The 24,428-nt window shown below is 60.8% G+C and carries 21 protein-coding genes and 1 pseudogene; 12 read left to right on the plus strand and 10 right to left on the minus strand.

The annotated features are described in order from the left end of the window. Nucleotides 1-32: 32 nt before the first annotated feature. Nucleotides 33-1,610, minus strand: coding sequence for an FGGY-family carbohydrate kinase (locus AC1DMK_RS21045; protein ID WP_037058339.1), 1,578 nt, complete (start codon nt 1,608-1,610; stop codon nt 33-35). A 795-nt stretch (nt 1,611-2,405) separates the two neighbouring features. On the opposite strand from AC1DMK_RS21045, the gene AC1DMK_RS21050 reads away from it, so the two are divergent. The 7 genes from AC1DMK_RS21050 to AC1DMK_RS21080 all read left to right on the plus strand — a co-directional run bounded on the left by AC1DMK_RS21050 (nt 2,406) and on the right by AC1DMK_RS21080 (nt 11,062). Continuing rightward, nucleotides 2,406-3,059, plus strand: coding sequence for a DUF2291 family protein (locus tag AC1DMK_RS21050; RefSeq protein WP_477861685.1), 654 nt, complete (start codon nt 2,406-2,408; stop codon nt 3,057-3,059). After that, nucleotides 3,056-4,600: a sugar ABC transporter ATP-binding protein gene (locus AC1DMK_RS21055; protein ID WP_477861687.1), complete on the plus strand. Its 1,545-nt coding sequence runs from the start codon at nt 3,056-3,058 to the stop codon at nt 4,598-4,600. Before AC1DMK_RS21050 ends, AC1DMK_RS21055 begins: the two co-directional genes overlap by 4 nt. 23 nt (nt 4,601-4,623) lie before the next feature. Further along, a complete protein-coding gene (locus tag AC1DMK_RS21060; RefSeq protein WP_477861689.1) occupies nt 4,624-5,676 on the plus strand; it encodes an ABC transporter permease in 1,053 nt (350 codons plus the stop codon). 113 nt (nt 5,677-5,789) lie between these two features. Continuing rightward, a complete protein-coding gene (locus AC1DMK_RS21065; protein WP_477861691.1) occupies nt 5,790-6,737 on the plus strand; it encodes a substrate-binding domain-containing protein in 948 nt (315 codons plus the stop codon). A gap of 133 nt (nt 6,738-6,870) precedes the next feature. After that, a complete protein-coding gene (locus AC1DMK_RS21070) occupies nt 6,871-7,713 on the plus strand; it encodes a DeoR/GlpR family DNA-binding transcription regulator (RefSeq protein WP_477861692.1) in 843 nt (280 codons plus the stop codon). Between the two features lie 37 nt (nt 7,714-7,750). Continuing rightward, complete coding sequence (locus AC1DMK_RS21075) at nt 7,751-9,268, plus strand: FGGY-family carbohydrate kinase (RefSeq protein WP_477861694.1); 1,518 nt, start codon at nt 7,751-7,753, stop codon at nt 9,266-9,268. 48 nt (nt 9,269-9,316) lie between these two features. Next, nucleotides 9,317-11,062 (plus strand): glycerol-3-phosphate dehydrogenase/oxidase, encoded by a 1,746-nt coding sequence (locus AC1DMK_RS21080; RefSeq protein WP_037058346.1) that lies wholly within the window; start codon nt 9,317-9,319, stop codon nt 11,060-11,062. A gap of 8 nt (nt 11,063-11,070) precedes the next feature. Here AC1DMK_RS21080 and fba read toward each other — a convergent pair whose 3' ends face one another. Continuing rightward, entirely contained in the window at nt 11,071-12,135 is a 1,065-nt protein-coding gene (fba, locus tag AC1DMK_RS21085) for a class II fructose-bisphosphate aldolase (RefSeq protein ID WP_037058347.1), read from the minus strand. A 391-nt stretch (nt 12,136-12,526) separates the two neighbouring features. Between fba and AC1DMK_RS21090 the strand changes: the two genes are divergently transcribed. The 4 genes and pseudogenes from AC1DMK_RS21090 to AC1DMK_RS21105 all read left to right on the plus strand — a co-directional run bounded on the left by AC1DMK_RS21090 (nt 12,527) and on the right by AC1DMK_RS21105 (nt 15,964). After that, nucleotides 12,527-14,239 (plus strand): dihydroxyacetone kinase family protein, encoded by a 1,713-nt coding sequence (locus tag AC1DMK_RS21090; RefSeq protein WP_477861698.1) that lies wholly within the window; start codon nt 12,527-12,529, stop codon nt 14,237-14,239. Between the two features lie 259 nt (nt 14,240-14,498). Next, complete coding sequence (locus AC1DMK_RS21095; protein ID WP_477861700.1) at nt 14,499-15,164, plus strand: helix-turn-helix domain-containing protein; 666 nt, start codon at nt 14,499-14,501, stop codon at nt 15,162-15,164. A 301-nt stretch (nt 15,165-15,465) separates the two neighbouring features. Further along, nucleotides 15,466-15,714, plus strand: a pseudogene (locus AC1DMK_RS21100) (M24 family metallopeptidase); the annotation flags it as partial. Between the two features lie 73 nt (nt 15,715-15,787). Beyond that, entirely contained in the window at nt 15,788-15,964 is a 177-nt protein-coding gene (locus AC1DMK_RS21105) for a M24 family metallopeptidase (RefSeq protein ID WP_477861702.1), read from the plus strand. 96 nt (nt 15,965-16,060) lie between these two features. Here the strand turns inward: AC1DMK_RS21105 and AC1DMK_RS21110 are convergent, their stop codons facing one another. From AC1DMK_RS21110 to AC1DMK_RS21145, 8 genes are all read right to left on the minus strand, one after another. Further along, a complete protein-coding gene (locus tag AC1DMK_RS21110; protein ID WP_037058429.1) occupies nt 16,061-17,212 on the minus strand; it encodes a M20 aminoacylase family protein in 1,152 nt (383 codons plus the stop codon). A gap of 8 nt (nt 17,213-17,220) precedes the next feature. After that, on the minus strand, nt 17,221-17,985 hold the full coding sequence (locus tag AC1DMK_RS21115; RefSeq protein WP_477861705.1) for an ABC transporter ATP-binding protein: 765 nt from the start codon (nt 17,983-17,985) through the stop codon (nt 17,221-17,223). A gap of 25 nt (nt 17,986-18,010) precedes the next feature. Then, nucleotides 18,011-18,712: an ABC transporter permease gene (locus AC1DMK_RS21120; protein ID WP_477861707.1), complete on the minus strand. Its 702-nt coding sequence runs from the start codon at nt 18,710-18,712 to the stop codon at nt 18,011-18,013. Beyond that, entirely contained in the window at nt 18,712-19,425 is a 714-nt protein-coding gene (locus AC1DMK_RS21125) for an ABC transporter permease (protein WP_477861709.1), read from the minus strand. The genes AC1DMK_RS21120 and AC1DMK_RS21125 overlap by 1 nt, the downstream gene beginning before the upstream one ends. A gap of 155 nt (nt 19,426-19,580) precedes the next feature. Continuing rightward, nucleotides 19,581-20,381 (minus strand): transporter substrate-binding domain-containing protein, encoded by an 801-nt coding sequence (locus tag AC1DMK_RS21130; protein WP_477861711.1) that lies wholly within the window; start codon nt 20,379-20,381, stop codon nt 19,581-19,583. Nucleotides 20,382-20,414: 33 nt separating this feature from the next. After that, the gene (locus AC1DMK_RS21135; RefSeq protein ID WP_477861713.1) at nt 20,415-21,218 is read right to left on the minus strand and encodes a dimethylarginine dimethylaminohydrolase family protein; all 804 of its coding nucleotides are present in this window, start codon (nt 21,216-21,218) and stop codon (nt 20,415-20,417) included. 41 nt (nt 21,219-21,259) lie between these two features. After that, nucleotides 21,260-22,222 (minus strand): citrulline utilization hydrolase CtlX, encoded by a 963-nt coding sequence (gene ctlX / locus AC1DMK_RS21140; RefSeq protein ID WP_477861715.1) that lies wholly within the window; start codon nt 22,220-22,222, stop codon nt 21,260-21,262. A 3-nt stretch (nt 22,223-22,225) separates the two neighbouring features. Further along, the gene (locus AC1DMK_RS21145) at nt 22,226-23,269 is read right to left on the minus strand and encodes an ornithine cyclodeaminase (protein WP_477861717.1); all 1,044 of its coding nucleotides are present in this window, start codon (nt 23,267-23,269) and stop codon (nt 22,226-22,228) included. Nucleotides 23,270-23,396: 127 nt separating this feature from the next. Between AC1DMK_RS21145 and AC1DMK_RS21150 the strand changes: the two genes are divergently transcribed. After that, complete coding sequence (locus AC1DMK_RS21150; RefSeq protein ID WP_037058356.1) at nt 23,397-23,822, plus strand: Lrp/AsnC family transcriptional regulator; 426 nt, start codon at nt 23,397-23,399, stop codon at nt 23,820-23,822. The last annotated feature ends 606 nt before the right edge of the window (nt 23,823-24,428 follow it).

Here is a 24,428-nt window from a genome sequence, read left to right on the forward strand (position 1 = left end):
TCCCTCGATGCCTTGCTGCATCAGAACTTGATTTACTCGCCTGCCGTCGACGATGAAGTTGCGGCACCGGCGAGCTTGTCCCAGGCGGGCACCATTGCCTGGCGCACGTCCGTGTAGGCAGAAAACAGCCGGTCGAACCGGGCAGCCTCGGCGATATCTGGAATCTCCGCGTCGCCGAGAAGCGGCGTCACCCAGTCGGCAATGCAATCGTCCATGCTGGGATAGACGCCGACGGCTACCGCTGCCATCATCGCCACACCTGCGGCTCCCGTCTCATCGCGGCGCGACTGCCGGATCGGTGCGTTGACCGCGGCCGAGAGCGAACGGCGCAGGGCGACCGAGCGCGTGGCGCCGCCCGTGACGCGCAACTCTTCGGGCATCGCACCCATCGCCGCATAGCAGTCGCGGGTCGCAAGTCCCAGTCCCTCGACAACGCTGCGCAGCAGGTCCGGGAACCCATGCCGCGTCGAAAGCCCGGTGAAGCCCGCGCGGGCGTTGGCGTTGACGAAGGGCCCGCGTTCGCCGGCTTCGGAAATATAGGGATGATAGAGCACCGAGCCCGGTCGGCTTTCCGCAAACCAGCCGTCGATGCGCGCAATGAGATCCGCGTGCGAAGCAGTCTTGCCCGCCTCAGCCATCAGATAGGCAGCGACCTCCAGGATCCAGTCGATGTTGATGGTGGCGCCCATGTTCGTCTGCACCTGGGTGACGATGCCAGGGATGGGGAGGGCGATCACATAGCCCGTTCCCTCGCGATTGAGCTGAACGTCGGCAGCGGCCTTGGCGCGCATGTGCACGCCGGTCGAACCGATCGTCGAGCAGGCCGCATTGCGCGCGCCGCTGCGCACGCCTGCGCCAAGCGCCGTCATCACCATGTCGACATAGCCGAGGCAGACTGGCGTTCCGGCGAGAAGCCCGCATGCCTTAGCGGCTTCGGCGGTCAGTGGGTAGCTGATCTCGGTGCCGTCGATGATCTCGGGAAGGAGCGCACGCCGATGGTCGAGGCCGAGCGCATCGATCACCACCGCATCATACTGGCGCGTCCGAAAATTGCCGAAGGTGAAGCTCGCTTCGGACGGATCGGTTGCCCGCACGCCCGTCAGGTTGAGGTAGAGCCAGTCCTTGCAGTGCAGCGCCGTCTCAGCCCGGTCGAGCAGGTCCGGCGAAAAGCGGTCCATATGGGCGAGTTGCGCACCCTGCTGACAGGTGTTGAGGCCGGTACCCGTCGCCTCGAAGCGGGCGCGATTCTGGTTTCCGCCCGCGAGCGACGTGACCGTGGGCGCGGCGCGTGCATCGAGCCACAGCCAGGCATCGGCGACGGGCGTATTGCCGCGGCCGACGAGCCACGTACCGTCGCCCTGTCCTGTCACGGCAATGGCTGCGGTGCGCGACGCGAGATCGGATACCTTTTCCCCGAGGCCGCGCAACGCGCTGGCGCAATCCAGCCATGTCTGGCCCAGCGACTGCGTCGCGGATCCGTCCTCGCCGGTTGCGTATCTGTTGCGCACGGAGGCCGTGGCGATCTGGCGTCCGGAGAGATCGAAGGCGACCGCCTTGATGACGGAGGTGCCGGCATCTATCCCGATGATGATCTTATGGGTCCATGTCATTGCAGGACTATCTCGCCACCATTGCGAACGCCGCGGTGGGCAATACGCGCGTCCAATTCATCTGACGTCCTCCCGCTTGGCCAAATTCGTTGAGATGATGCATCCGGCTACCAACTTCAGTCCTTTTGCGGGCTGCGGCAAACGCGCTGCATTGTGCAATTCCGCATCGAACGAGTAGCCGAAGCCTCCCATGAGCCTTGTCGTGACATATAACATAAAGATATCACATTGCTAGTAATAATTTTCTAGCAATGAAAATTTTTTCAGCTAAAATAAATGGAATGGGAGTGCGGCAAGATGCCTTCGTGCTGGCCGACTGCATCATTGTCGCCGGCGACGACCGCAACGCGCAGGATTGAAATTATCCTATTTAAAACAAATCATTGTATGCCACTTTGGTTGAGCCTCTGGCATCGGTGACGTGTGCATCCGCTGTCAATTGTTGCTGCGCTGCACCGTTGTAGGCAGTATGTGAAGCGCCGTCCATCCGGTCAAATTCTTATGGAAGCACCGTTGACAGCCACTAAGATTTATAACATGTTTGCCGACATAAGTAACATAGTTCTATCACGGAAGCCTGCTTCCTGATGGAATGTTGCAGGCCCAGGCGGTTGGAGGAGACAGGCGCCGGTCTTTGTGAGGAGGCTTCCGATGCGGATTTTCGTCCAGACTTGCGCTCTTGCGCGTGACCTGCCGGCTTCCATTCCGGCGCGGCGCAGTGCTTCGGCCCGTCTACGATCGCCGTCGCGCTAGCCTTCTCCACCTCGCCGTTTCCAAGACAAAGGCCGTTCAGACATGAGCACACAGCCCGAACATGCAGCATCAAAGCCAAGCGGCAATCGCAAGCTCATCGTGAGCGCGGCGCTGGCAATCGTGGTTGTCGGCGCAATCGCGCTCGATACGACGGTCGTCAAGATCGGCTCCGAAAACGATGTCCGGCAGCAGGCGTTTTCCCCGGAGACGTTCGGCGCCGAACAGTTTCCGAAGATCAGGGTGAATGTCGAGGAGCGGGCCGTTGCGGCGGCAGACCTTGCGACTGCCATTGCCGCCGACAAAAAGGCCGCCGCCGAAAAATTCGGGACTGCGACGAGCACCGGGCCGGTCATTCCGGTTGCGCTGACCGGCGTCTTCGGTGCCCGCAAGTCCAACACCAACGAGATGAAGATCGATGGGTTGCCTCCCGAGACGGTGGTCCGTGTCCAGACCGGTCCTGCGGTCAACGGCACGGACCTCCGCGATGCAACGGGCACCATCGAATTTGGCCAGTTCACCAATCAGATCCAGTACCAAGATGCCGGTTCGGCCATCAACAACGAGATGAAGAAAGCGGTTTTCGGCGGCCTCGATCCTGACACACTGGATGGCAAGCAGGCGACGGTGGTCGGCGTCTTCAAGCTCATCAACCCGAAGAACTGGCTCGTCACGCCTGTCAAGGTCGAGGTCAAATGAGCCAGCCGCACCCTGACATCTCAGCAAAGGGCGAGGTCGTCCTCGCCGCCCGCAACATCGCCAAATCCTACGGCAATGTTCACGCACTCAAGGGAGTGAACTTCGACATCCATCGCGGCCAGGTCACCACGCTGTTCGGAGAGAACGGGGCCGGCAAGTCGACCTTGATGAAGATCCTTTCGGGTGTCGTCCAGCCGAGCTCCGGCGAGATCATCCTCGACGGCGCGCCGATCAGCTTTACCTCGTCGACCCATGCGCGCGAACGCGGAATCTCCATCATTCACCAGGAGCTCAGTCTCGCCCCCAATCTCAGTGTCCGTGACAACATCTTCATGGGACGGGAGATCATCAAGGGCGGGGTCGTTGACTTCGCCGAAGAGGAGCGCCAGACGCAGGCGCTCATGGAAGAACTCGAGGAAGACATCGATCCGTTGACGCGCGTCGAGGATCTCCGTCTTGGCCAGCAGCAGATCGTCGAGATTGCGCGCGCCCTTTCGGTCAATTCGCGCATCCTAATCATGGACGAACCGACCTCGGCGCTGAGCGCCACCGAGGTGGAAGTCCTCTTCAAGGTCATCCACGACCTGACGAGCCGCGGCGTCTCGATCGTCTACATCTCGCATCACCTGGAAGAGGCGTTGCAGATCACCAATCACGCCGTCGTGCTGCGCGACGGAAACATGACGGCCTATGCGGAACGCAGGGACATCGATCTCGAGTGGATCGTCCGCAACATGGTCGGCGAGAATTTCGATCTCGGCAGCCCACCGGAAAGCCATCAGTTCGGCGGCGTTGCACTTTCCATCGAAAATCTCAGTGTTCCGGGTCCCTCCGGCGCCGCCTACAACGCGGTCGATCGCCTGTCGCTCAAGGTGCGTGCCGGCGAAGTCGTCTGCATCTACGGACTGATGGGTGCCGGGCGCACCGAACTCCTCGAATGCGTCGCTGGTCGCCTGCGCTCGAGTGGCGGGCAGGTTCTCCTCGAAGGGCGGGACGTCGGCGGGCTCAGCATCGCCGGTCGCATTGCCAGCGGTCTTGTCCTCGTGCCCGAAGATCGCCAGCGCGACGGTCTCGTTCAGACGATGACGGTCGGCTCCAACCTGTCGCTTGCAAGCATTCGCGCGTTCACAAGGGGCCTCTTTACCTCCGGTCAGCGCGAGCGCGATCTCGTCAACGACGCAATCCGGCGTGTGCATGTGAAGACAGATGGCGGCGCGGCGGCGATCGGTTCGCTGTCCGGCGGCAACCAGCAGAAGGTCGTCATCGGCAAAATGCTGGCAACGCAGCCGAAAGTCATCCTGCTCGACGAACCGAGCCGCGGGATCGACATCGGCGCAAAGGCAGAAGTCTTCAAGCTGCTCGCCGAGCGAGCGAAGCAGGGATTGGCGGTCATCTACTCGACGTCCGAAGTCAATGAATGCCTGAGCATCGCGCACCGCATCATCGTCATGCACCGCGGCAAGATATCGGCCGAGTTCGCCTCTGATGTCACCAAGGAAAAGATCATGGCCGCCTCCGGCGAAGCCGTGGTCGCGCACTAGCCCGGAACTATGGAGCACTGATTATGTCAGTCACAAACCTCACCGAAAAGAAGTCAGTTTCCGATGGGCAGAAGCGCAATACCAACATCGTGCGCCTGATCCTGGAAGGCCGGGCGTTCTTTGCGCTGATCGTCATCATCGCGGTCTTCTCGTTCCTGTCGCCCTACTACTTCACGCTGAACAACTTTCTGATCATGGCCTCCCACGTCGCCATCTTCGGTATCCTGGCGATCGGCATGCTTCTCGTCATCCTGAATGGCGGCATTGACCTATCGGTCGGCTCGACCCTTGGTCTTGCGGGCTGCATTGCAGGGTTCCTTATGCAGGGCGTCACGCTCGACAATTTCGGCGTCATCCTCTATCCGCCGGTCTGGGCTGTCGTCGTCATCACATGTGCACTCGGTGCGCTGGTCGGTGCAGTCAACGGCGTGCTGATCGCCTATCTCAAGGTGCCAGCCTTCGTCGCCTCGCTGGGCGTGCTCTACGTGGCCCGCGGCATCGCGCTCCTGATGACCAACGGCCTGACCTACAACAATCTCGGCGGCCGTCCCGAACTCGGCAATACCGGCTTCGACTGGCTCGGCTTCAACCGCCTTGCCGGCATTCCGATCGGCGTCATCGTCCTTGCGGTTCTGGCAATCGTTTGCGGCATCGTGCTGAGCCGCACCGCATTCGGCCGTTGGCTCTATGCCTCAGGCGGCAATGAACGGGCAGCTGACCTGTCCGGCGTCCCGGTCAAGCGCGTCAAGATCATCGTCTATGTGCTTTCCGGTGTGTGTGCCGCGATTGCCGGACTGGTGCTCTCGTCGCAGCTGACCTCGGCCKGTCCGACGGCGGGCACCACCTACGAACTGACCGCGATTGCAGCCGTCGTCATCGGCGGGGCAGCTCTGACCGGCGGCCGCGGCACGGTTCGCGGCACCATGCTCGGCGCCTTCGTCATCGGCTTTCTTTCGGACGGCCTCGTGATTATCGGCGTCTCTGCCTACTGGCAGACGGTCTTTACGGGCGCGGTGATCGTTCTCGCCGTCCTCATGAACAGCATTCAATACGGTCGCCGGGTCAAATCGTCCTGACGGCTCTGACTGAAACTTATCCGCGACGGCAGCCTGGATTTCGAAAAGGCCGATTGGGGAAAGCACCGCCGGGTTCTCCGGTAACAACGAAGCTCACTAATGGGAGAGAGACTATGTTTAAGACAGGCATGCGCATACTTTTCGCCGCCGTAGCTGTTGCACCGCTCCTCGCGAGTTCGGCCTGGGCAGCTGGCATGATGACGGTCATCGTCAACGATCCGTCGAACCCGTATTGGCTGACGGAGGGCAATGTTGCCAAGGCGACAGCCGAAAAGCTTGGCTACACGGCATCGGTCGGTGCGCACAAGGGTGACACCAACACAGAAAGCAACCTGATCGACACGGCGATCACCAACAAGTCGGTAGCGATCATCCTCGACCCGGCGAATGCCGACGGCTCTGTCGGTGCGGTGAAGAAGGCTGTTGCTGCAGGCATTCCGGTCATCCTCGTCAACGCTGAAATCAACCAGGAAGGCCTGGCGAAGGCGCAGCTCGTTTCGAACAACGCCCAGGGTGCGGCACTCGGTGCCCAGCAGTGGGTCGAAGCCGTCGGCGACAAAGGCAACTATGCCGAACTCTTCGGTGCACCGTCCGACAACAATGCCGCGACGCGCTCCAACGGCTATGAAACCGTGCTCTCGCAGTATCCGGACCTCAAGAAGGCCGCCAAGGAAGTCGCCAATTGGGACCGTACCCAGGGCCACAACAAGATGCAGTCCATGCTGCAGGCAAACCCCGATATCATCGGCGTCATTTCCGGAAACGACGAAATGGCGCTCGGCGCCATCGCGGCCCTCAAGGAAGCCGGCAAGCTCGCCAACATCAAGGTCGGCGGTTTCGACGGCTCTCCGGACGCCGTTGCTGCTATCAAGGCCGGTGAACTCCAGTACACGGTCCTTCAGCCGGTTGCCGTGTTCTCTGCAGAAGCCGTGAAGCAGGCCGACAACGTTATCAAGAATGGCAGCACGGGTGCAAAGAGCGAAAAGCAGCTCTTCGATTGCCTGCTGATCACCAAGGACAACGTCGACAAGTACACGGGTCCGTTCGTCCTGTCGCAGTAATCAACCAGGGGCGCTCGAAAGGGCGCCCCTTCCAATGCTCGCGGGCAACCGTCCGTTCCGTTTCACTTTTTTGCCTTGGCACGGCAATTTCTGTACGAAGTTCTGATCCAGAATTCAGCGACAAGGGTGACCCGTGACACAGAAGACGAGCCAGGGCGAAGGTCTGTTGGACCAGCTTACCAGCGACAGCCGGCAGACGCGCCAGATCGCGCGCCGGCGGATGATTGCCGAGGCAGTGATGAGTGAAGGCTCGATGCGGATCGAAGACCTGACGGACCGTTTCGGGATCAGCCTGATGACGGCCCATCGCGACGTGGATGAACTGGTCAGCCGCGGGCTCTTCAGAAAGACACGCGGCATCGTTACCGCCGCAGCGACCAATCTCATCGAATCCAGCGATGTCTACCGTTCGAACCGTCAGTCCGCAGAGAAGAAACTGATTGCCGAGGCGGCCATGCAGTTCGTCGAGCCGGGGCAGGCGATCTTCTTCGATGACTCGACCACGGTTCTTCAGATGGCGACGCATTTGCCCTCGAAGGTGCCGGTTACCGCGATCACCAACTCCCTGACGCTGATGAACGCGCTGACGGGGATGCACGATGTGACGTTGCTCGCCCTTGGCGGCCATTATTACAATTGGTGCAACGCCTTCATGGGGCGCATGACCATCAACGAGATCAAGGGGCTCAGGGCTGACGTTGCCTTCATTTCCATGTCGGCGATCAGCGATGGCACGGTGCTGCACCAGTCGCCCGAGACGGTCGATACCAAGCGCGCCATGTTCGACAGTTCCGTCAAGCGCATCCTGCTTGCCGATCACACGAAGTTCGAGCGGCGCGCCCTCCATAGTTTCGCAGCACTGGATGAGTTCGACGTCGTCATCGTCGACGATAAGACCCAACCCGTGCACATCGACCGCATGCGGTCCCGGGATATCAACGTCGTCATCGCCAAGGGTGCCGGAGGGCGCTCGTGACGGGACAGGCCTGTTGCTGTTAGCGAGGTAAAAGTGAATGCCGAGTCTGCTCGGGATCGATAGTGGCCTGACGGTCACGAAGGCTGTCATCTTCGATATAGACGGGACGCCGCTCGCGGTGGCCCGCCGCCGCGTCACGCAGTTCGTTCCGAACGCCCGCCATATCGAGCGGGACATGAACGAATTGTGGAGCGCGACGGCAGACGCGATCCGTGAAGCGATCGCGCTCAGCAACCGCCCGGCAAGCGATATCCAAGGCATTGCGGCGACCGCCCATGGTGACGGCATCTATCTGCTCGACCAGGAACAGAAACCTCTAGGCCGCGCCATCCTGTCGCTGGATAGCCGGGCGGGCGGGTTCGTCGATCGGTGGATGGAAAGCAATGTTGCCGACCAGGCAATTCAACTCACGGGGCAGGTCCCGCACGTTTCCGCACCGTCGGCGCTGCTTGCCTGGATCCGCGACATGGAGCCCGAACGGTTCGCGCGCATCAAGCATTTCTTGAGCTGCAAGGATTGGCTGCGGTTCTGCCTGACGGGCATCATCGGTACGGACCGCACAGAGGCGAGCACCTCCTTCACCGATGTCAGGACGCAGGAGTATAGCCAGGACGCGCTCCGGCTCTTCGGCTTGCAGGACCTCGTCGATGCGCTGCCGCCGGTTTCGCGCTCCGACCAGATTGTCGGGTGGGTGACGCGTGAAGCAGCGCACCTGACGGGCCTTGCCAGCGGGACGCCCGTTGTCGCGGGATTGCATGACGTCACCGCGTCGGCGCTCGGAGCAGGGGGCTACGCAAAGGACGTCGTTGCCATCATCGCCGGCACCTATTCGATCAACGAGACGCTGTCGTCCGAACCGCGGGTCGATCGGCGGTGGTTTTGCCGCAACGGGATCGCGCCCGGCATCTGGAACAGCATGTCGATCTCGCCGGCATCGACCGCCAACTACGACTGGTTTCTGGACAAGCTCTGTGCTGGCGAACAGAAAGAAGGCAGTTCCATTCATGCGCTGCTGGCACCGGAGATCGAAGCGGCCTTCGACCGGCCGTCGACGGCGCTCTTCCATCCCTATCTGTTTGGTTCTCCCTATGGCGCCGTGGCCAGCGCCGGGTTCTTCGGCCTCGGCGGCTGGCACGACCGCGGCGACATGCTCCGGGCCGTGCTCGAGGGCATCGCGTTCAATCACCGCATTCATGTCGATGCCCTTCGCGACGGCTTTGCGTTCGAAGAGGCAAGGCTTGCGGGCGGCGTCTCGCGCAATCCCTTGGTCGTGCAGATGTTCGCCGACGTGCTCGGCATGCCGGTGACGGTAACCGAAACGGACGAGGCCGCGGCCTGGGGGGCAGCTCTTTGTGCCGGATCCGGTGCCGGCATCTATGCCGATCCGCAAAGCGATCCGCGCGAGGTCACCCGCATCGCGAAGACATGCCTGCCGGATGCCGTGCGCAGCGCCGACTACGAAAATCGCTACCGGGTTTTCCGCGAGATCGCCGAAGCGATGACACCTCTCTGGCCGAAGATTGCAGCCCTTGCGTCGGAGCAATCGACAAGCTGAGGCAGACGCCCCGGCGCAAATTGCCGGGCAATTTAGGACGAAAAGATCATGACACCCGACATGCAGCAGCGCTTCTCGAACCTTGGAGAAGGTGACATCGACGTTTTGATCGTTGGCGCGGGCATAAACGGTGCCGGCCTGTTTCGCGATCTCTCTGCGCAAGGTGTGAATTGCGTGATCGTCGACAAGGCCGATTTCGGTTCCGGAACGAGCGCTGCGCCCTCGCGCCTCATTCATGGTGGCTTGAAATACCTCGAGACGGGCGAATTCGGCCTGGTCGCCCAGTCGACGCTGGAGCGCAATCTGCTGCTGAAGAACGCTCCGCATTGCGTCGAACCATTGCCGACCTTCATTCCGGTCTTTTCCTGGACACGGGGTATCTGGGCGGCGCTGCGCACGATGCTCGGCTCCAAGACCGCGCCGCGCAGCCGTGGAGCTGTCCTGATCAAGATCGGGCTTGGCCTCTACGATTTCTTCGGTTCGCGCGACCAGGTCATGCCGCGCCACCGGTTGATCCTCAAGAGGCAGGCACGCAAGGAGATGCCGCACATCACACCGGCGATCGTCGCGGGCGGCATTTATTATGACGCCAAGATCAGCAGGCCCGAGCGGCTCGTCTACGAGCTGGTCAAGGATGGGCTCGAGGCAAATGCGAAGAGCCTTGCCGCCAATTTTGCATCCCTGACAGCCGTCTCCAGCGGGCGCCTGACATTTCGGCGATCGGACGGCAGTGAACTCGCAGTCACCCCCAGGCTGGTGGTGAATGCCGCGGGCCCCTGGATCGATCACGTCAATCGCGCGCTAGGCGCTCCCTCTCAGATGATCGGCGGCACCAAGGGTTCCCATATTCTGCTTGATCACCCCGAGCTGGTTCGCAGCCTGAACGGCCACATGATCTATTTCGAGGCCGACGATGGGCGTATCTGCCTCGTATACAGCTATCTCGGCCTGGCGCTGGTCGGTTCCACGGATATCCCGGCCGACGATCCGGAAAATGTCCGCTGCGAGGAACCGGAGACCGACTATTTCCTCGAAAGCCTACGCTCGCTGCTTCCGACGCTTCGCTTCGATCGCGAGCAAATCGTCTTCAGCTATAGCGGCATTCGCCCATTGCCTGCTTGCGATGCGACGGCGCCGGGGCTGATCAGTCGCGATCACTCCGCCCCCGTGAAGGAGCCGGAACCGGGCAGGCCGTTTCCGATCGTCTCGCTCGTCGGCGGCAAGTGGACCACCTTCCGCGGCTTTGCGGAGGAAGTCGCCGATACCGTGCTTGCACGCCTGCAGCACGCCCGCAGGCAATCGACCCGGTACCTGCCGATCGGCGGTGGAAAGGCCTTTCCGGCGGATGGGCAACAACGAAGCGTCTGGATCAATGAAACTGCGGCGCGGACGGGAATGGCCGTAGACCGCGTCGACGAACTGCTTGGCCGCTATGGCACGACGGCTGCGGCCTTGCTCGCTTTCGCTTCGGCATATACCGACGAGCAGTGTTTGACGGGTGCGCCGGCATATAGCCTCAAGGAGATCGACTGGATCGCTCGAAACGAGCTTGTGGTCCACCTCGCCGATATCGTCCTTCGCCGGACGACGCTTGCCATCGAGGGCAAGCTGACGCTTGAGGGCTTGAGGGAAATCGCCGGTGTTGCCGGGGCCGCGCTCGGCTGGAGCCCCGAGCGCAACGCCGGCGAGATCGAGGATGTCGTCACCCAGCTTGAAAAGTTCCACGGGCAGATGCTGACAAGCAGGACGCCTGCAGCCGGACCGGAAAAGGCACCGCGCCCGGCCTCAGCATAGGTTGCGGCTCAGGAGAAAACCGGATCGAGCGATCCCGATTTGTAGCGCTTGGCCATTTCCGACACCGTGAGCGGGGTTATCCGGCCTGCCATCCCAGCCGTGCCGAACTGTTCGAAGCGCTCCTTGCAAAGCTTGGCCAGCGCGGCCATCGCCGGCTTGAGATATTTGCGCGGGTCGAATTCGCTTGGGTCTTCCTGCAGCACGCGGCGGATCTGGCCGGTCATCGCCATTCTGCCGTCGGTATCGATATTCACCTTGCGCACGCCATTCTTGATGCCGCGCTGGATTTCCTCGACCGGCACGCCCCATGTCGGCTTCATCTGCCCGCCATACCTGTTGATGATCTCCTGCAGTTCGATCGGGACCGAGGAGGAGCCGTGCATGACGAGATGCGTGTTCGGTAGTTTGCGGTGGATCTCTTCGATGACGTTCATCGCCAGCACCGAACCGTCTGGCCGCCGGGTGAACTTGAAGGCGCCGTGCGAGGTGCCCATGGCAATCGCCAGTGCGTCGACCTTTGTTTCGCGCACGAACTTCACGGCCTCGTCCGGGTCTGTCAGCAGTTGATCGTGCGAGAGCTTGCCCTCGGCGCCGTGCCCGTCTTCCGCTTCGCCCATGCCGGTTTCCAGCGAGCCGAGCACGCCGAGTTCGCCTTCGACCGAGATGCCGCCAAGATGCGCCATGTCCGTCACCATCCTGGTGACGCCGACGTTGTAGGCCCAGTCGGCGGGCGTCTTGGCATCCGCCTTCAGCGAGCCATCCATCATCACCGAGGTGAAACCGGCCTGGATCGCCGTCATGCAGCTCGACGGATCGTTCCCGTGATCGAGATGCACGCAGACCGGAATATGCGGGTAGATTTCGACGACGGCATCCATCATGTGCTTCAGCATGATGTCGTTGGCGTAGGCGCGCGCCCCACGTGATGCCTGCATGATGACCGGCGCACGACATGCGTCCGCGGCCTCCATGATGGCAAGCGCCTGTTCCATGTTGTTGATGTTGAAGGCGGGAACGCCGTAGCCTCCCTCCGCAGCGTGGTCCAGCAGCTGCCTCAGCGTGATGCGTGCCATCTAAGATCTCCCCATGTCGATGGTCGAACGAAATGCCTGTGTGCCGACGAAATTAGAGCTCTGGCCTTGTTGCGGGTCGAGCCCGCTATTTCTAGGGTCAGCATGATGTCCCAGAATAGCATGGCACAGGGGAAAAAACGGAACAAGGGATAATCACAATATCACAAATATCATGATATTTTAATAGTTATAATATATGCGGCGATGTGATGGCGGCGGGTTGCACTCGAATCGGGATTGCTCAAATATGCGGTCCGCAATCAAGCTGGCGCTTTGGCGGGCTTCGACAGCCTTTCGTCTGCCTGCGTTGTGGCGGTGACGGTCTGTCCGTCAGCGCTGCCAACCGCGACAATCTACGGCCGCATATCGCCGCGTAATCGAGGACCGTTTGATGACCAAGATCTTTGATGCCTCTGAGGAATTTGCCTCCACTGCACTTGCCGGTTTCTGCCAGATCTATCCTGGCCATGTGCGTCTTGTCAGCAACGGCGTGGTGCGTTCAACGACCGTGCCGAAAGGCAAGGTTTCGGTCGTCGTCGGCGGCGGTTCCGGGCATTATCCTGCCTTTGCAGGCTACGTGGGGCCGGGTTTGGCGGATGCCGCCGTTGCCGGCGATGTCTTCTCATCGCCCTCGACCGCCGCGATTGCCCGTGTTTGCCGCCACGCAGACAATGGCGGCGGTATTGTTATCGGGTTCGGCAACTACGCCGGCGATGTTCTGAATTTCGGCGTTGCCGCCGAGCGGTTGCGCGCCGAGGGGATCGATGTGCGTATCGTTGCGGTGACGGACGATGTGGCCAGCGCTCCGGCCGAGACGTACGCATTGCGGCGCGGCATCGCCGGGGATCTCGTGGTTTTCAAGATTGCCGGTGCGGCAGCCGAAGCAGGCCTCTCGCTCGATGAAGTGGAGCGGATCGCGCGACTAGCCAACGACCGCACGGTTTCCTTCGGAGTGGCGTTTGCGGGCTGCACGCTGCCCGGTGCCAAAGAGCCACTTTTCACCGTACCCAAGGGCCGCATGGCGCTTGGCCTCGGCATTCACGGCGAACCGGGCATCAGCGAACAGGATGTTGCAAGCGCTACCGATCTTGCGGGTCTTCTGACCGGCAAGCTGCTGGCTGAACGACCAGACGGATGTGATCGGGTTGCCGCTGTGCTCAATGGGCTTGGATCCACGAAGTACGAAGAGCTTTTCGTGCTGTGGACAGCAGTGCAGGACAAGTTGAAGGCGGCAGGTCTCGACTTGGTCTATCCTCAGGCAGGAGAATTCGTGACCAGCCTCGACATGCAGGGCTGCTCACTGACGCTGACTTGGCTCGACGAAGAACTGGAAGGTCATTGGAGCGCGCCATGCGACGCACCTGCTTTCCGCATGGGACGCACGATCCCCGCGGACCTGAGGACGGACACTATCGTTGACGAGGAAGTCACCCCCACGATCCCCGTGGCTTCGGAAGTGTCACGCAAAGTGGCACGCTGCATCAGCGACCTATTTGTCGACATCRCGGCGATGCTGAAAACGGAAGAAGCCGAACTGGGCCGGATCGATGCAGTGGCCGGTGACGGCGATCACGGGCAGGGTATGCGGCGCGGTTCGGATGCCGCAGCGAAGGCCATTTCTGCGGCGGTCGATGCCGGCGCTGGCGCGCACACCGCCTTGGCGCTCGGAGGCGACGCGTGGGCGGACCGGGCAGGAGGCACATCCGGTGCGATCTGGGGTCTTTTGCTGAGGTCCTGGAGCAATGCATTGACCGATGCCGATGCGCCTGATGACAAAGCGATCGTTGAGGGCGCAAGACTTGCCCTCGATGGCGTTACCCATTTGGGTCGCGCTTGGCTCGGCGACAAGACGCTTGTCGATGCGCTGGTGCCGTTCGTGGAAGTCCTGTCTCGCGACGAAAACGCAGGCAAGCCGCTCGTCCAGGCATGGAAGACTGCTGCCGGCGCAGCACAGGATGCAGCCAATGCCACCTCTGCACTCACGCCGCGTCTTGGCCGCGCCAGGCCGCTTGCCGAAAAGAGCATCGGTCATCCGGACGCGGGTGCGGTATCGCTTGCCATGGTCGCAGCCGTGGTGTCCGATTTCATCGGGCGGTCGCGCTGACGGGCTTGCGGCTGGTGTAGACCGTCGGCCGAGGATGCGCTGGCCCACCAAAATCGATCTCTTCAGCATGCGGTTTGCCGCGTGCTCGAAGGGAACTGGCGCTTCCTGCGACAGCTCCGCCGAAGGCGCCGTCCGCCAAGGGCGGTCCCTTGGACGCTACATCAATGCAACATCCTTTTTTAGTATTGCTAAAAACCATTTGACAGCGAGCGAGTTTGGGGCTTCATTGAAGCAATACTAAAAAATGGGTGGAGCACTGGTGACTGACAAAGCCGCAAAGGCGGGAGAGATCGAAGGCGAGGTCATGCTTGGGGACCGACTGCGCGACCGTCGTCGGCAGCTCAAGCTGACGTTGCAGCAGGTAGCCGATCAGGCGGGCTTTTCCGTGGGCTTCATCTCGCAAATCGAGCGAGGGATCACGGTTCCCTCCCTGACGTCACTGGTCGCCGTTTGCCGGGTCCTCAAGGTCGACGTCGGATCGTTTTTCAAATCGCCGCGCAGCGATGCGCCGGTGACACGCCGGGAAACGCGACCGGTCTATGCGCTTGGCGGCGTTCCGGGCAGCGCCGTCACCTACGAACGCCTGTCCGCGTCTTTTCCCGGCAACGTCCTTCGAAGCACGCTGATCCATGAGCCACCGGGCTTCCGAAGCGAGCCCATGGCGCATGAAGGGGAGGAGATCTTCTTCATTGTCGAGGGTTCGCTGACGCTTGAGGTCGATGGCGAACGGATGATCCTGGAGGCGGGTGATTCCGCGCACTTCCCCTCGACCCGTACCCACGTCACCTGGAACCATACGACGGAACCAACGACCATCTTTCACACCTGCACCATGGACGTCTTTGGCGACGACATGCCTTCGGGCGCGCCGGAAACGAGCCTCGTCGTCAAGCGCGCGGCAAGCCTGCGCAGCGCATCAAGATGATCGCCGTCGCTCTCATGGCCGCGACGTCGTTCTGCACCTAAGCCAAGGCGGAGACGGTCCTGAGGCTCGATGAATCGCCGGCCGGCAGCGAAGCCTTCCGACTACGCCGACTCCGTCTTGATGTTCAACGTCTACGATACGCTTGTTATCCTGAAGCCGTGACAGCCGGGCTACGATCCGCTGCTGGCAACCGGCTGGGAAACCGCCAAAGTAACCTACACTCTCAACCTGCGCACGGACGTGAAGTTCCAAAGCGGCCATTCGCGGCCATTTCTCGTCTGTAGGCCCGGAGCCGTCATTCTTGATCGTCGGCTCCGGATCGAACGGCGCATTTCCGCATCACTCTGCAAGCGATCGGATGGTTCAGGAAGACGACGCCTTCGAGGGCGGATTTCCCTGCAACATCACATGCATCGCCGTCATCGGCCTGCCGCCGGAAGGCGACGAAGACGTTCACGCCATCGTTGAAAAGGCCGTGCAGACAGCGTTGAAGGCGGCAAGACCGGGCGTCCTGGCAAAGTATGTCGACTTTGCTGCACGCAAAGTCATCTCCGATACCGGCTATGGCGAATATTTCGTGCACCGCACGGGCCACGGCATGGGCATCGACGGCCTGAACTGCCTTGATCACGGCGACGTCGGGCACCGTTCTCGAAGACGGCATGGTGTTTTCGATCGAGCTCGGCATCTATCTTCCGGGTCGCTTCGGCATCCGCCTGGAGGATATCGTCATCCTGCGCGACGACGGCCCGGAAATTCTCTCGGCACTTCCGAAAGACGTGCATTTTGTGCGGGGCTAATCATGCCGACGATATGTCATGATCCAGATCGCCCGGTGCAGCCCGCGCCGGGATTAGCCCGGACATCGATGGGCTGCACACGCGTCATCCTTTCTGCTAGCCCAGCCGGTCCTTGGCCAGATGATAAAAGTACATGGCACCGCGCTCCAGGATCTCGTCGTTGAAATCGTAGGTCGTGGTGTGCAGGCCGGAGCTGTCGCCGTTGCCGATCAGGACATAGGCGCCGGGAACTTCTTCCAGAAGGAATGAGAAATCCTCGCTTCCCATCAAAGGCAGGTCTAGGTCGATGAGCGCGTCCTCGCCGAAATGCTGCGCGATTGTGGACTTCGCCGCGCGGACCGCTTCGGCGTCATTGATGGTGGCGGGATATCCGACCTGCCAATCGAGAGCCACCTCGGCGTTGTAGCTTTTTGCCTGGTACGTCGCGACCTGCATGACCCGGTCGCGTATCTCTTCGCGGACCTTCGGGCTCATCGCGCGCATGCTGATTTCGAGCACTGCGGTGTCAGGAATGATGTTGGATGCGGAACCTGACAGAAACGAACCAACGGTGACGACGGAAGGCTGGTGAGGCGAGATGTTGCGCGAGACGAGGGTCTGCAACGCCATGACAATGCTGGACCCAACAACAACAGGATCGACCGTTTCTTCCGGTTGCGCACCGTGTCCGCCCTTGCCCCTGACCTTGATGGTGACCACGTCGATCGAGGCTGCCACGGGGCCGGCCCGTGTCGCGAAGGTAGCCGTTGGTATGCCCGGCCAGTTGTGAAGTGCAAAGATCTGATCGCAGGGGAAGCGTTCGAAAAGGCCATCCTCGAGCATCAACTTTGCACCGCCGAAATTCTCTTCGGCGGGCTGGAAGATGAGATGCACGGTGCCGGAAAAGCTCTTGTCCTGGGATAGAGCCCAGGCGGCGCCGAGAAGCATGCTGGTGTGTCCGTCGTGGCCGCAGGCATGCATCGCACCAGGGTGCCGGCTGGCATAGGGCAGGCCGGTCTCTTCCTGCATCGGCAGGGCATCGAAATCGGCCCGGAAGCCGATTGCGCGGTTGCTGTTGCCGGCGCGCAGCGTCGCGACGATGCCCGTGGTGGCAAGACCGCGGGTGATTTCGTATCCCCATTTTTCGAGCTGTGCCGCAATGAAGTCAGACGTCTTGAATTCGGAGAGGCCGATCTCGGGCATCTCGTGAAGGCGGTGGCGAATATCGACGAGTTGGGGGAGGAATGCCTTGAAGTTGATATCGTTCATCGTCGTGCTCATGCCATCTGAAGGAATTGACGAAGTCGTGGGGATTGCGGGTCCTTCATCATGGTGTCGGGTGCCCCGCGCTCTTCCACCAGCCCCTTGTGAAGGAAGATGACCTCGCTCGAAATGTCACGCGCGAGCGCCATTTCATGCGTGACCATCACCATCGTACGGCCTTCTTCCGCAAGTTTCTTGATGACCTGCAGCACCTCGTTGACAAGCTCGGGATCAAGCGCCGAGGTGGGCTCATCAAACAACATCACTTCCGGTTTCATGGCAAGCGCACGGGCGATGGCCGCGCGCTGTTGCTGGCCGCCGGAAAGCTGCGCCGGATATTGGTCGCGCTTTGGCGTGATGCCGACCTTCTCCATCAACACCTCGGCCTCGGCGATCGCATCCTTTCGCGAGATGCCGAGCACATGGATCGGTCCTTCGATGATGTTTTCCAGGATGGTTCGGTGGGACCAGAGATTGAAGCTCTGGAACACCATTCCGAGCCGCGTGCGGATATGTTCCAGCTGGCGCGGATCCGCGGCGTGAAGCTTGCCGTTTCTTGTCGGTACCGTACGGATCACGTCGCCTGCAACCGAGATTTCACCCTTGTCCGGTGTCTCAAGGTAATTGATACAGCGAAGCAAGGTGCTTTTTCCCGAACCGCTGCTACCGATCAGCGAGATCACGTCGCCCCTGCGCGCCTCGAACGATATGCCCTTCAGGACTTCGACGCCGCCGAAGCTCTTGTGAATGTCTCTTACCGAGAGTGCCGTCTCGACCATTTCAATTCCTCCCGGGCTTGCGCGCTCAACTGCGCACGACGCGATAGCGCGTCATGCGGAGTTCGACCGTGTTCATGATCCGGGTCAGGATGAAGACCACGGCAAAATAGATGATGCCGGCGGCGATCAGCGGCTCGAAGATCAACAGCGACTGGCGCTGCAGCATGCGGGCCGTACCCATCACCTCCAGAATCGTGATCGTCGAGGCAAGCGACGTCGTCTTCAAGAGAATGATCAGATCGCTCGTCAGAACCGGCATGCAATGGCGGAATGCCTGCGGCAGCGTCACACGGCGAAGGATCGTCCTTCGCGTCATGCCGATCGAGAGCGCCGCCTCGATCTGCCCGCGCGGTATCGACTGAATCGCGCCACGGATGACCTCGGCATTGTAGGATGCCTGGTTGAGGCTGAGGGCAGCGATCGCGTACCACAAGCCGTCACGCAGATAGGGCCAGAGAAAGCTGTGACGAACCCATGTGCCCGGCAAAACCTGTCCCAGACCATAGTAGATCAGATAGATCTGCACCAGCAAAGGCGTGCCGCGAAAGGCGAAAGTGAAAGCGAATGCCGGCCATGCCAGCAACCGGTTCATCGAGAGGCGGCCAAGCGCTGCAAGAGTGCCGATGACCAGGCCGAAAATGCCCGCTGTTGCTGTCAGCAGCAGCGTCAGTGGCGTTGCCTTGATGAGGGCAGGGAGGAAGGAAATGACGTTGGTGATCGTTTCCATCAGCGATGCCCCCTGTTCAGGTGCTTTTCGATGCGGCCGATGGCGAGAACGGATACCAGCGTGATCAACAGGAAGAGCACGGCCGTTAGGCCGTAAAAGAAGATGTACTGCTTCGTTCCGGCGGCTGCGCGGTAGCCGGTGTAGAGCAGTTCGCTAAACGAGCCGAGGACCGAGATGATGGCGCTTTCCTTGGTGATGGACAGCCAGAGATTTCCCATTCCGGGCACTGCGTGGCGCATCATCTGGGGCAGGATGACGCGGGTCATGATCTTGCGCGGCCGCATGCCGATGGAGACGGCGGCCTCGATCTGGCCGGATGGAACCGCAAGATATGCGGACCGCAGCACCTCGGTCATGAACGCTCCCGAGACGAAAGCGAGTGCCACGATCGCTGCCCAGAACGGGCTGAACTGGAAGCGTTCGTCGACGAGGCCGAGATATTTCAAGAAGCGCTCGGCGCCGCTTGCGACGGAGAAATAGAGAAGCAGGATGACCAGAAGTTCGGGCAGCGAGCGCACGACAGTGGTGTAAAGGTCGGCAACCAAGCGCAGGGAACGATTCCGGGAGAGCTTTCCGGCGGCTCCCATAAACCCGAAAACGACGGCGACTGCGTAGGAGACGATGGATACCTCCAGGGTCATCAACAGGCCCCAGGCGAATTCGTCACCCCAGCCCTCAGCACCCCAGGCAAGCAAATGCCAATATGAGCCCATGCGTTCGTTACCTGCTTGATGCGCCGTTGCCCATGGCCGTCAGCCGGGCGACGCTTGGTTGCGGCGGAGCCTCGGTGAACCGGCAGCTCCGCGACGGGTGCAAGGAAGCGCAGTTGATCCCGGGCGCAGCCGGAGCCGCACCCGGGATCACGCGATTACTTCTTGCTGAAGATCCATTGATCGACCAGCTTCTTCAGCGTGCCGTCCTTGTCCAGTTCTGCGAGCGCCGTGTTGATCTTGTCGAGCGTTGCCGCATCGCCCTTGCGCGCCGCGTAGGCGACACCTTCGCCAAGCGTGGCATTGGTCGGCACCTCGACCTTCACTTCATAGTCAGCGCCAGCCGGGGATTTTAGGAACGTCTGGATGTAGAGATCGGGGATAAGCACGTAGTCGACCCGACCGGCAATGAGATCGGCAACCGAGTTGTCGGCCGTATCGTAGCTCTTGGCTTCAGCACCAGGGAGGTACTTGGCAACATAAGCAGCCTGGACGCTCGACGTCTGCACGCCGACGATCTTGCCGGATACGGCCTCCGGATCGACGATCTTGCCCGAACCATCCGGCGCGTCGACCAAGGCGATTTTTGCGTCATCGGACTTGGCGCCGACGAAGGACGTGCCCTCCGTGTAGTAAGGCGCGCTGAAGTCCACGACCTTGCGCCGGTCGTCGGTGATCGAGAACGCGCCGATGATGAAGTCGACCTTGTTTTCCTTCAGCGACGGGATCAGGCCGTCCCAGGCCATCTGCTTGATATCGCACTTTGCCTGCAGCTTGGCGCAGACGGCGCGCGACAGGTCGGCTTCAAGGCCTTCCCATTCGCCGGCCGTGTTGATCTGCGTGAACGGCATATAGGGCTCGGGCGTCATGCCGAGACGAATGGTGTCTTCGGCGTGGGCAAAACCTGCCGACAGGACGAGCACGACGCCCGCAGCGATCTTCGATTTGAGGCTGTACATTATGTTCTCCCAGTATGTTATTGAGGCAGCTGCTTATTTGCCGTTCCGGTACCAGCGCAGCGACATGCAGGACAGACCTGCGTCGATCTTGCCGATCTCGGTGGTCTTCATCGGCACGACCTTGTAGCCGAGCTTGTCGAGCATCTCGATCGTGCGCGGAAAATCCGAACCGACCATGACGACGTCATTGACGCGCAGTGCATTTGCCGCAGGCTCTTCGCCTTCCGGAATAATGATCTGCTTGAAGTCCTTGAAAACGCCAGAGCGGGCGAGGCGGGCCGTCGACAGGATGGCCTCGTCGTCGAGCAGCGAGCAATCGGTCTTGAAGTGAAGCACGCCTTCCGGTGTTGCGACGATTTCGGCCTTGCGACCGAGCTTGCCGATGCAGGCGGCAAGCGCTTCAGCGCCTGTCTTGTCGGTGCGCGCGGAAAGGCCGATCATGACGCTTTTCGGCGTCGTCAGCACATCGCCGCCATCGGCAAAGCCCGGGCTCGGCAGATCTAGAACGGTCTCGAACATGGTCCGCAGCGTGGGCGTGATTTCCGCGGTTTCCTCAACGCGGCTTGCCGCACCCGGACGCAGCAGGATCGCGCCTTCGGTGAACACGACCGCCGGGTCTTCGACGAAGACGGAATCCGGGAAGGCTTCGAGGGCCGGCAGGATGGTCACCTCGACGCCGGCTGCGCGCATGGCAGCGATATAGGCGTCGTGCTCAGCCTTGACACCTTCGTAGGTCGGATTGCCGCGATCGTCGGCACGCAGACCATTGACGACTGAGCGCGAAGGCTCGCGAACGATGACGGAGTTGAAGTGATAAACTGATCTGGCTTGCGACATTTCCAAGTACCTTACCTTCCGATGGGGCTTATCTATCCGGCTCACTTGGCCGCGTAAAGCAATTGTGTGGTTGCCTGCTCGCGGCGTGACAGGTGAATGCCGGCCAGCATGCAGCGGACGGAACCACCCGCCAGTTCGATGGTCGAGACATCGAACGGCATCAGCTTTGCCGCGCTTTCGATGGCATTGATCTGCTCGGGCGCGAGCGAGGCGTGGGCGCGTGCGGACAAAACCACCACGCGGCCGTCCCTGCCATCCAGCTCGATGGCATTGCCGGCGAAATTCTCTATCTGGTCGATCGACAGTTCGATCACCGTGCGGCCAGTTTCTTCAAGCCGGGCGATGATTTCCCGCCGACGCGCGACATCGGGGATCATCTGCGAGCCGAGCAGCGCGAAGTCGGTGCCGATGCACATCAGCACATTGGTATGATAGATGGACTTGCCATTGCGATCGACGGCGTCGAAGACCATGGGCTCGAAATTGAAGTGCGTGCAGAAGCGCTCCAGCGCGACCTCGTTGGTGCGGTTCGAGCGCACGGCATAGGCGACGCGGCCGATATGGTCGAGCACCATTGCACCGGTGCCCTCGAGATAGACGTTGTCCTTTTCGAGGCCCGAATAGTCGATGACGTCCTGGACGCGATACTCGTTCTTCAGCATTTCGATGACATCGGGACGGCGCTCGCTCTGTCGGCTTGCCGAATACATCGGATAGACAGCGACGTGGCCACCGGAATGGGTGGAGAACCAGTTGTTGGGGAAGACCGAGTCCGGTCTCGTCGCCGTTTCGTCCTCGAAGACATGAACGGTGACGCCAGCAGCTGCCAGGCCCTCTGCCATGCTTGTGACTTCGTCGAACGCAGCAGTGGCGATGGCTGCCGCCGCGCGTTTTTCGTCGTTGGACTGGAACGAATTGTCGTTCGCTGTCATCGGGTTCGGCGCGAAGTGATGCGGACGGATCATCACGACGGACTTCGGAGCCTGCACGGAAAGTCTGCTCATGGCTCAGGCGTAGCTCCCCTGCAAGACAGGTGCGGGCTGTCGGAAGAGACCATAAAGGTTGCGCGGATCTACCGGCTGCGTAGTAAGGTCGAGTTCTGTATAGAAATCAGTGCCTTGTACGGCGTCCCTAAGGTAGCGCAGTGCGGAGAAGTCTTCCGTGGCGAAGCCGACGGAATCGAAGATGGTGATCTGGGTATCGGAGCGCCTGCCGGTCGCTTTGCCCGTCATAACCTGCCAGAGTTCGGTCACCGGAAAATCGGCGGCCATCTGCTGGATTTCACCTTCGATGCGGGTCTGCTCCGGAAATTCGACAAAGACGTCAGCCCGTCGCAGGATGTCGCCCTGCAACTCGGTCTTGCCGGGGCAATCGCCGCCAACCGCGTTGATATGCACGCCGGCACCGACCATGTTGTCGGAGAGGATCGTCGCATTTTTCTTGTCTGCGGTCACGGTGGTGATGATGTCGGCTCGCGCGACAGCTTCTTCGGCCGTCTTGGCGACATCGATGTCGATATCCGTGTCAGCAAGGTTGTCGCGGAACTTGGCAGCGGCATCCGGATCGATGTCGTAGACGTAAAGTCTTTGGATCCCGAGAAGTGCTCGGAAGGCGAGCGCCTGGAATTCGGACTGGGCGCCGAGGCCGATGATTGCCATCGTGCGGGAATTCTTGCGGGCAAGGTATTTCGCTGCCAGTGCCGACGTCGCGGCCGTCCGAAGCCCGGTCATCAGGGTCATCTCCGACACGAGGCAGGGGTAGCCGGTGCTGACATCGGAAAGGACGCCGAATGCCGTGACCGTCTGGAGGCCGAAGGTTGGGTTCTTCGGATGACCGTTCACATATTTGAACCCGTAGTGCTGGCCATCGGAGGTGGGCATCAGCTCGATGACACCGGTCTTCGAGTGGCTGGCGACACGAGGCGTTTTCTCGAACTGCTCCCAGCGGCGGAAATCGTCTTCGATGTAATCCGCAAGACMAAGCAGAAATGCCTCGATGCCGACGGATCGGACCAGTTCGATAACATTGCTGACGCCGACATACTGTACCACGTTGCAGCTCCATCAGGAAATTCGATGGAGCCAGACTAGGTATGCAGTAAAGAACTTGAAACTCGAAAAATGCGGTATTATTGACAAAAAACCTGGCATAATGCTTAGCCACATTGTACAATTTTATATGCATATTTTCGACGATCTCGATCACCGGCTGATTTCTGTCCTGCGCGAGGATGGCCGAGCGCCCCTCTCGAAGCTTGCGGTGATACTGGGCGTCTCGCGCGGGACGGTCCAGGCGCGGCTTGATCGACTGCTGCAATCGGGAGCGGCGCTCGGATTTACGATCCGCGTTCGTCAGGACTATGACGACGGAGCCATCCGCGCGATCATGATGATCGAAGTGCAAGGCCGATCGACGACGAAGGTCATAAGATTTCTTCGCGGCCTTCCGGAGCTCTATGCACTGCACACGACGAACGGATCCTGGGATCTTGTCGCAGAGATCCGCGCCGGTAACCTGCGCGATTTCGATCGGGTTCTTCGCGAAGTCCGCACGGTCGAAGGCGTTCTCAACAGCGAGACGAGCATATTGCTCAGCAGTGTCTGAGGCTCACTAAATTAGTGGTATCCCGACGTCATCGGCGAGCATCCTGTCGACATCAAGAGGCCCCGAACTGCGACTGGTGGCTGCGGGTTGGTGTTACTATCTACGTCGATAGTGAATGGCCCCACGACCCGGGGTATCACGTCAATCGCATGAAACTCCGTGCCGAGGGTTGAGACCTTCCTGAGCTGGCGGCCAACAGCGCCAATCAAATCCCACGCTACAGAATTTCTTCGCGTCGCGCAGGACGCAGATTGTAAAGGCATATGCCTCAAGCAGCCCTAGTGGTTGCCGTATCGAGGTTTCGTAGCACTGCGATCGCGAGACCGTGACGTGGCGAGGAACCGCCTCTCCAAATGGCAGGGAGCACCTCGCCCTCCTCTGAAATTCACCATCACGAAGGCGGCAGGCTCTATTGCTTCCATTGCCTCCGCGGCCCAACCGAAAGACGTTGCTCCGGCATACGTCGTCGCCGCCGCGCCACAAATGCCGAGCTACATCACCGGGGAGATCTTTGCGATCCTTGGCGGTTACGGAGTGAACGGCAGCCGAGCTATCTGTCATACGAGCCAGCACGCTGCGAATGTGATCTGGACATACGGCGTGCTT

The sequence above is a fragment of the Rhizobium sp. 05L419 genome (genome assembly GCF_056397845.1).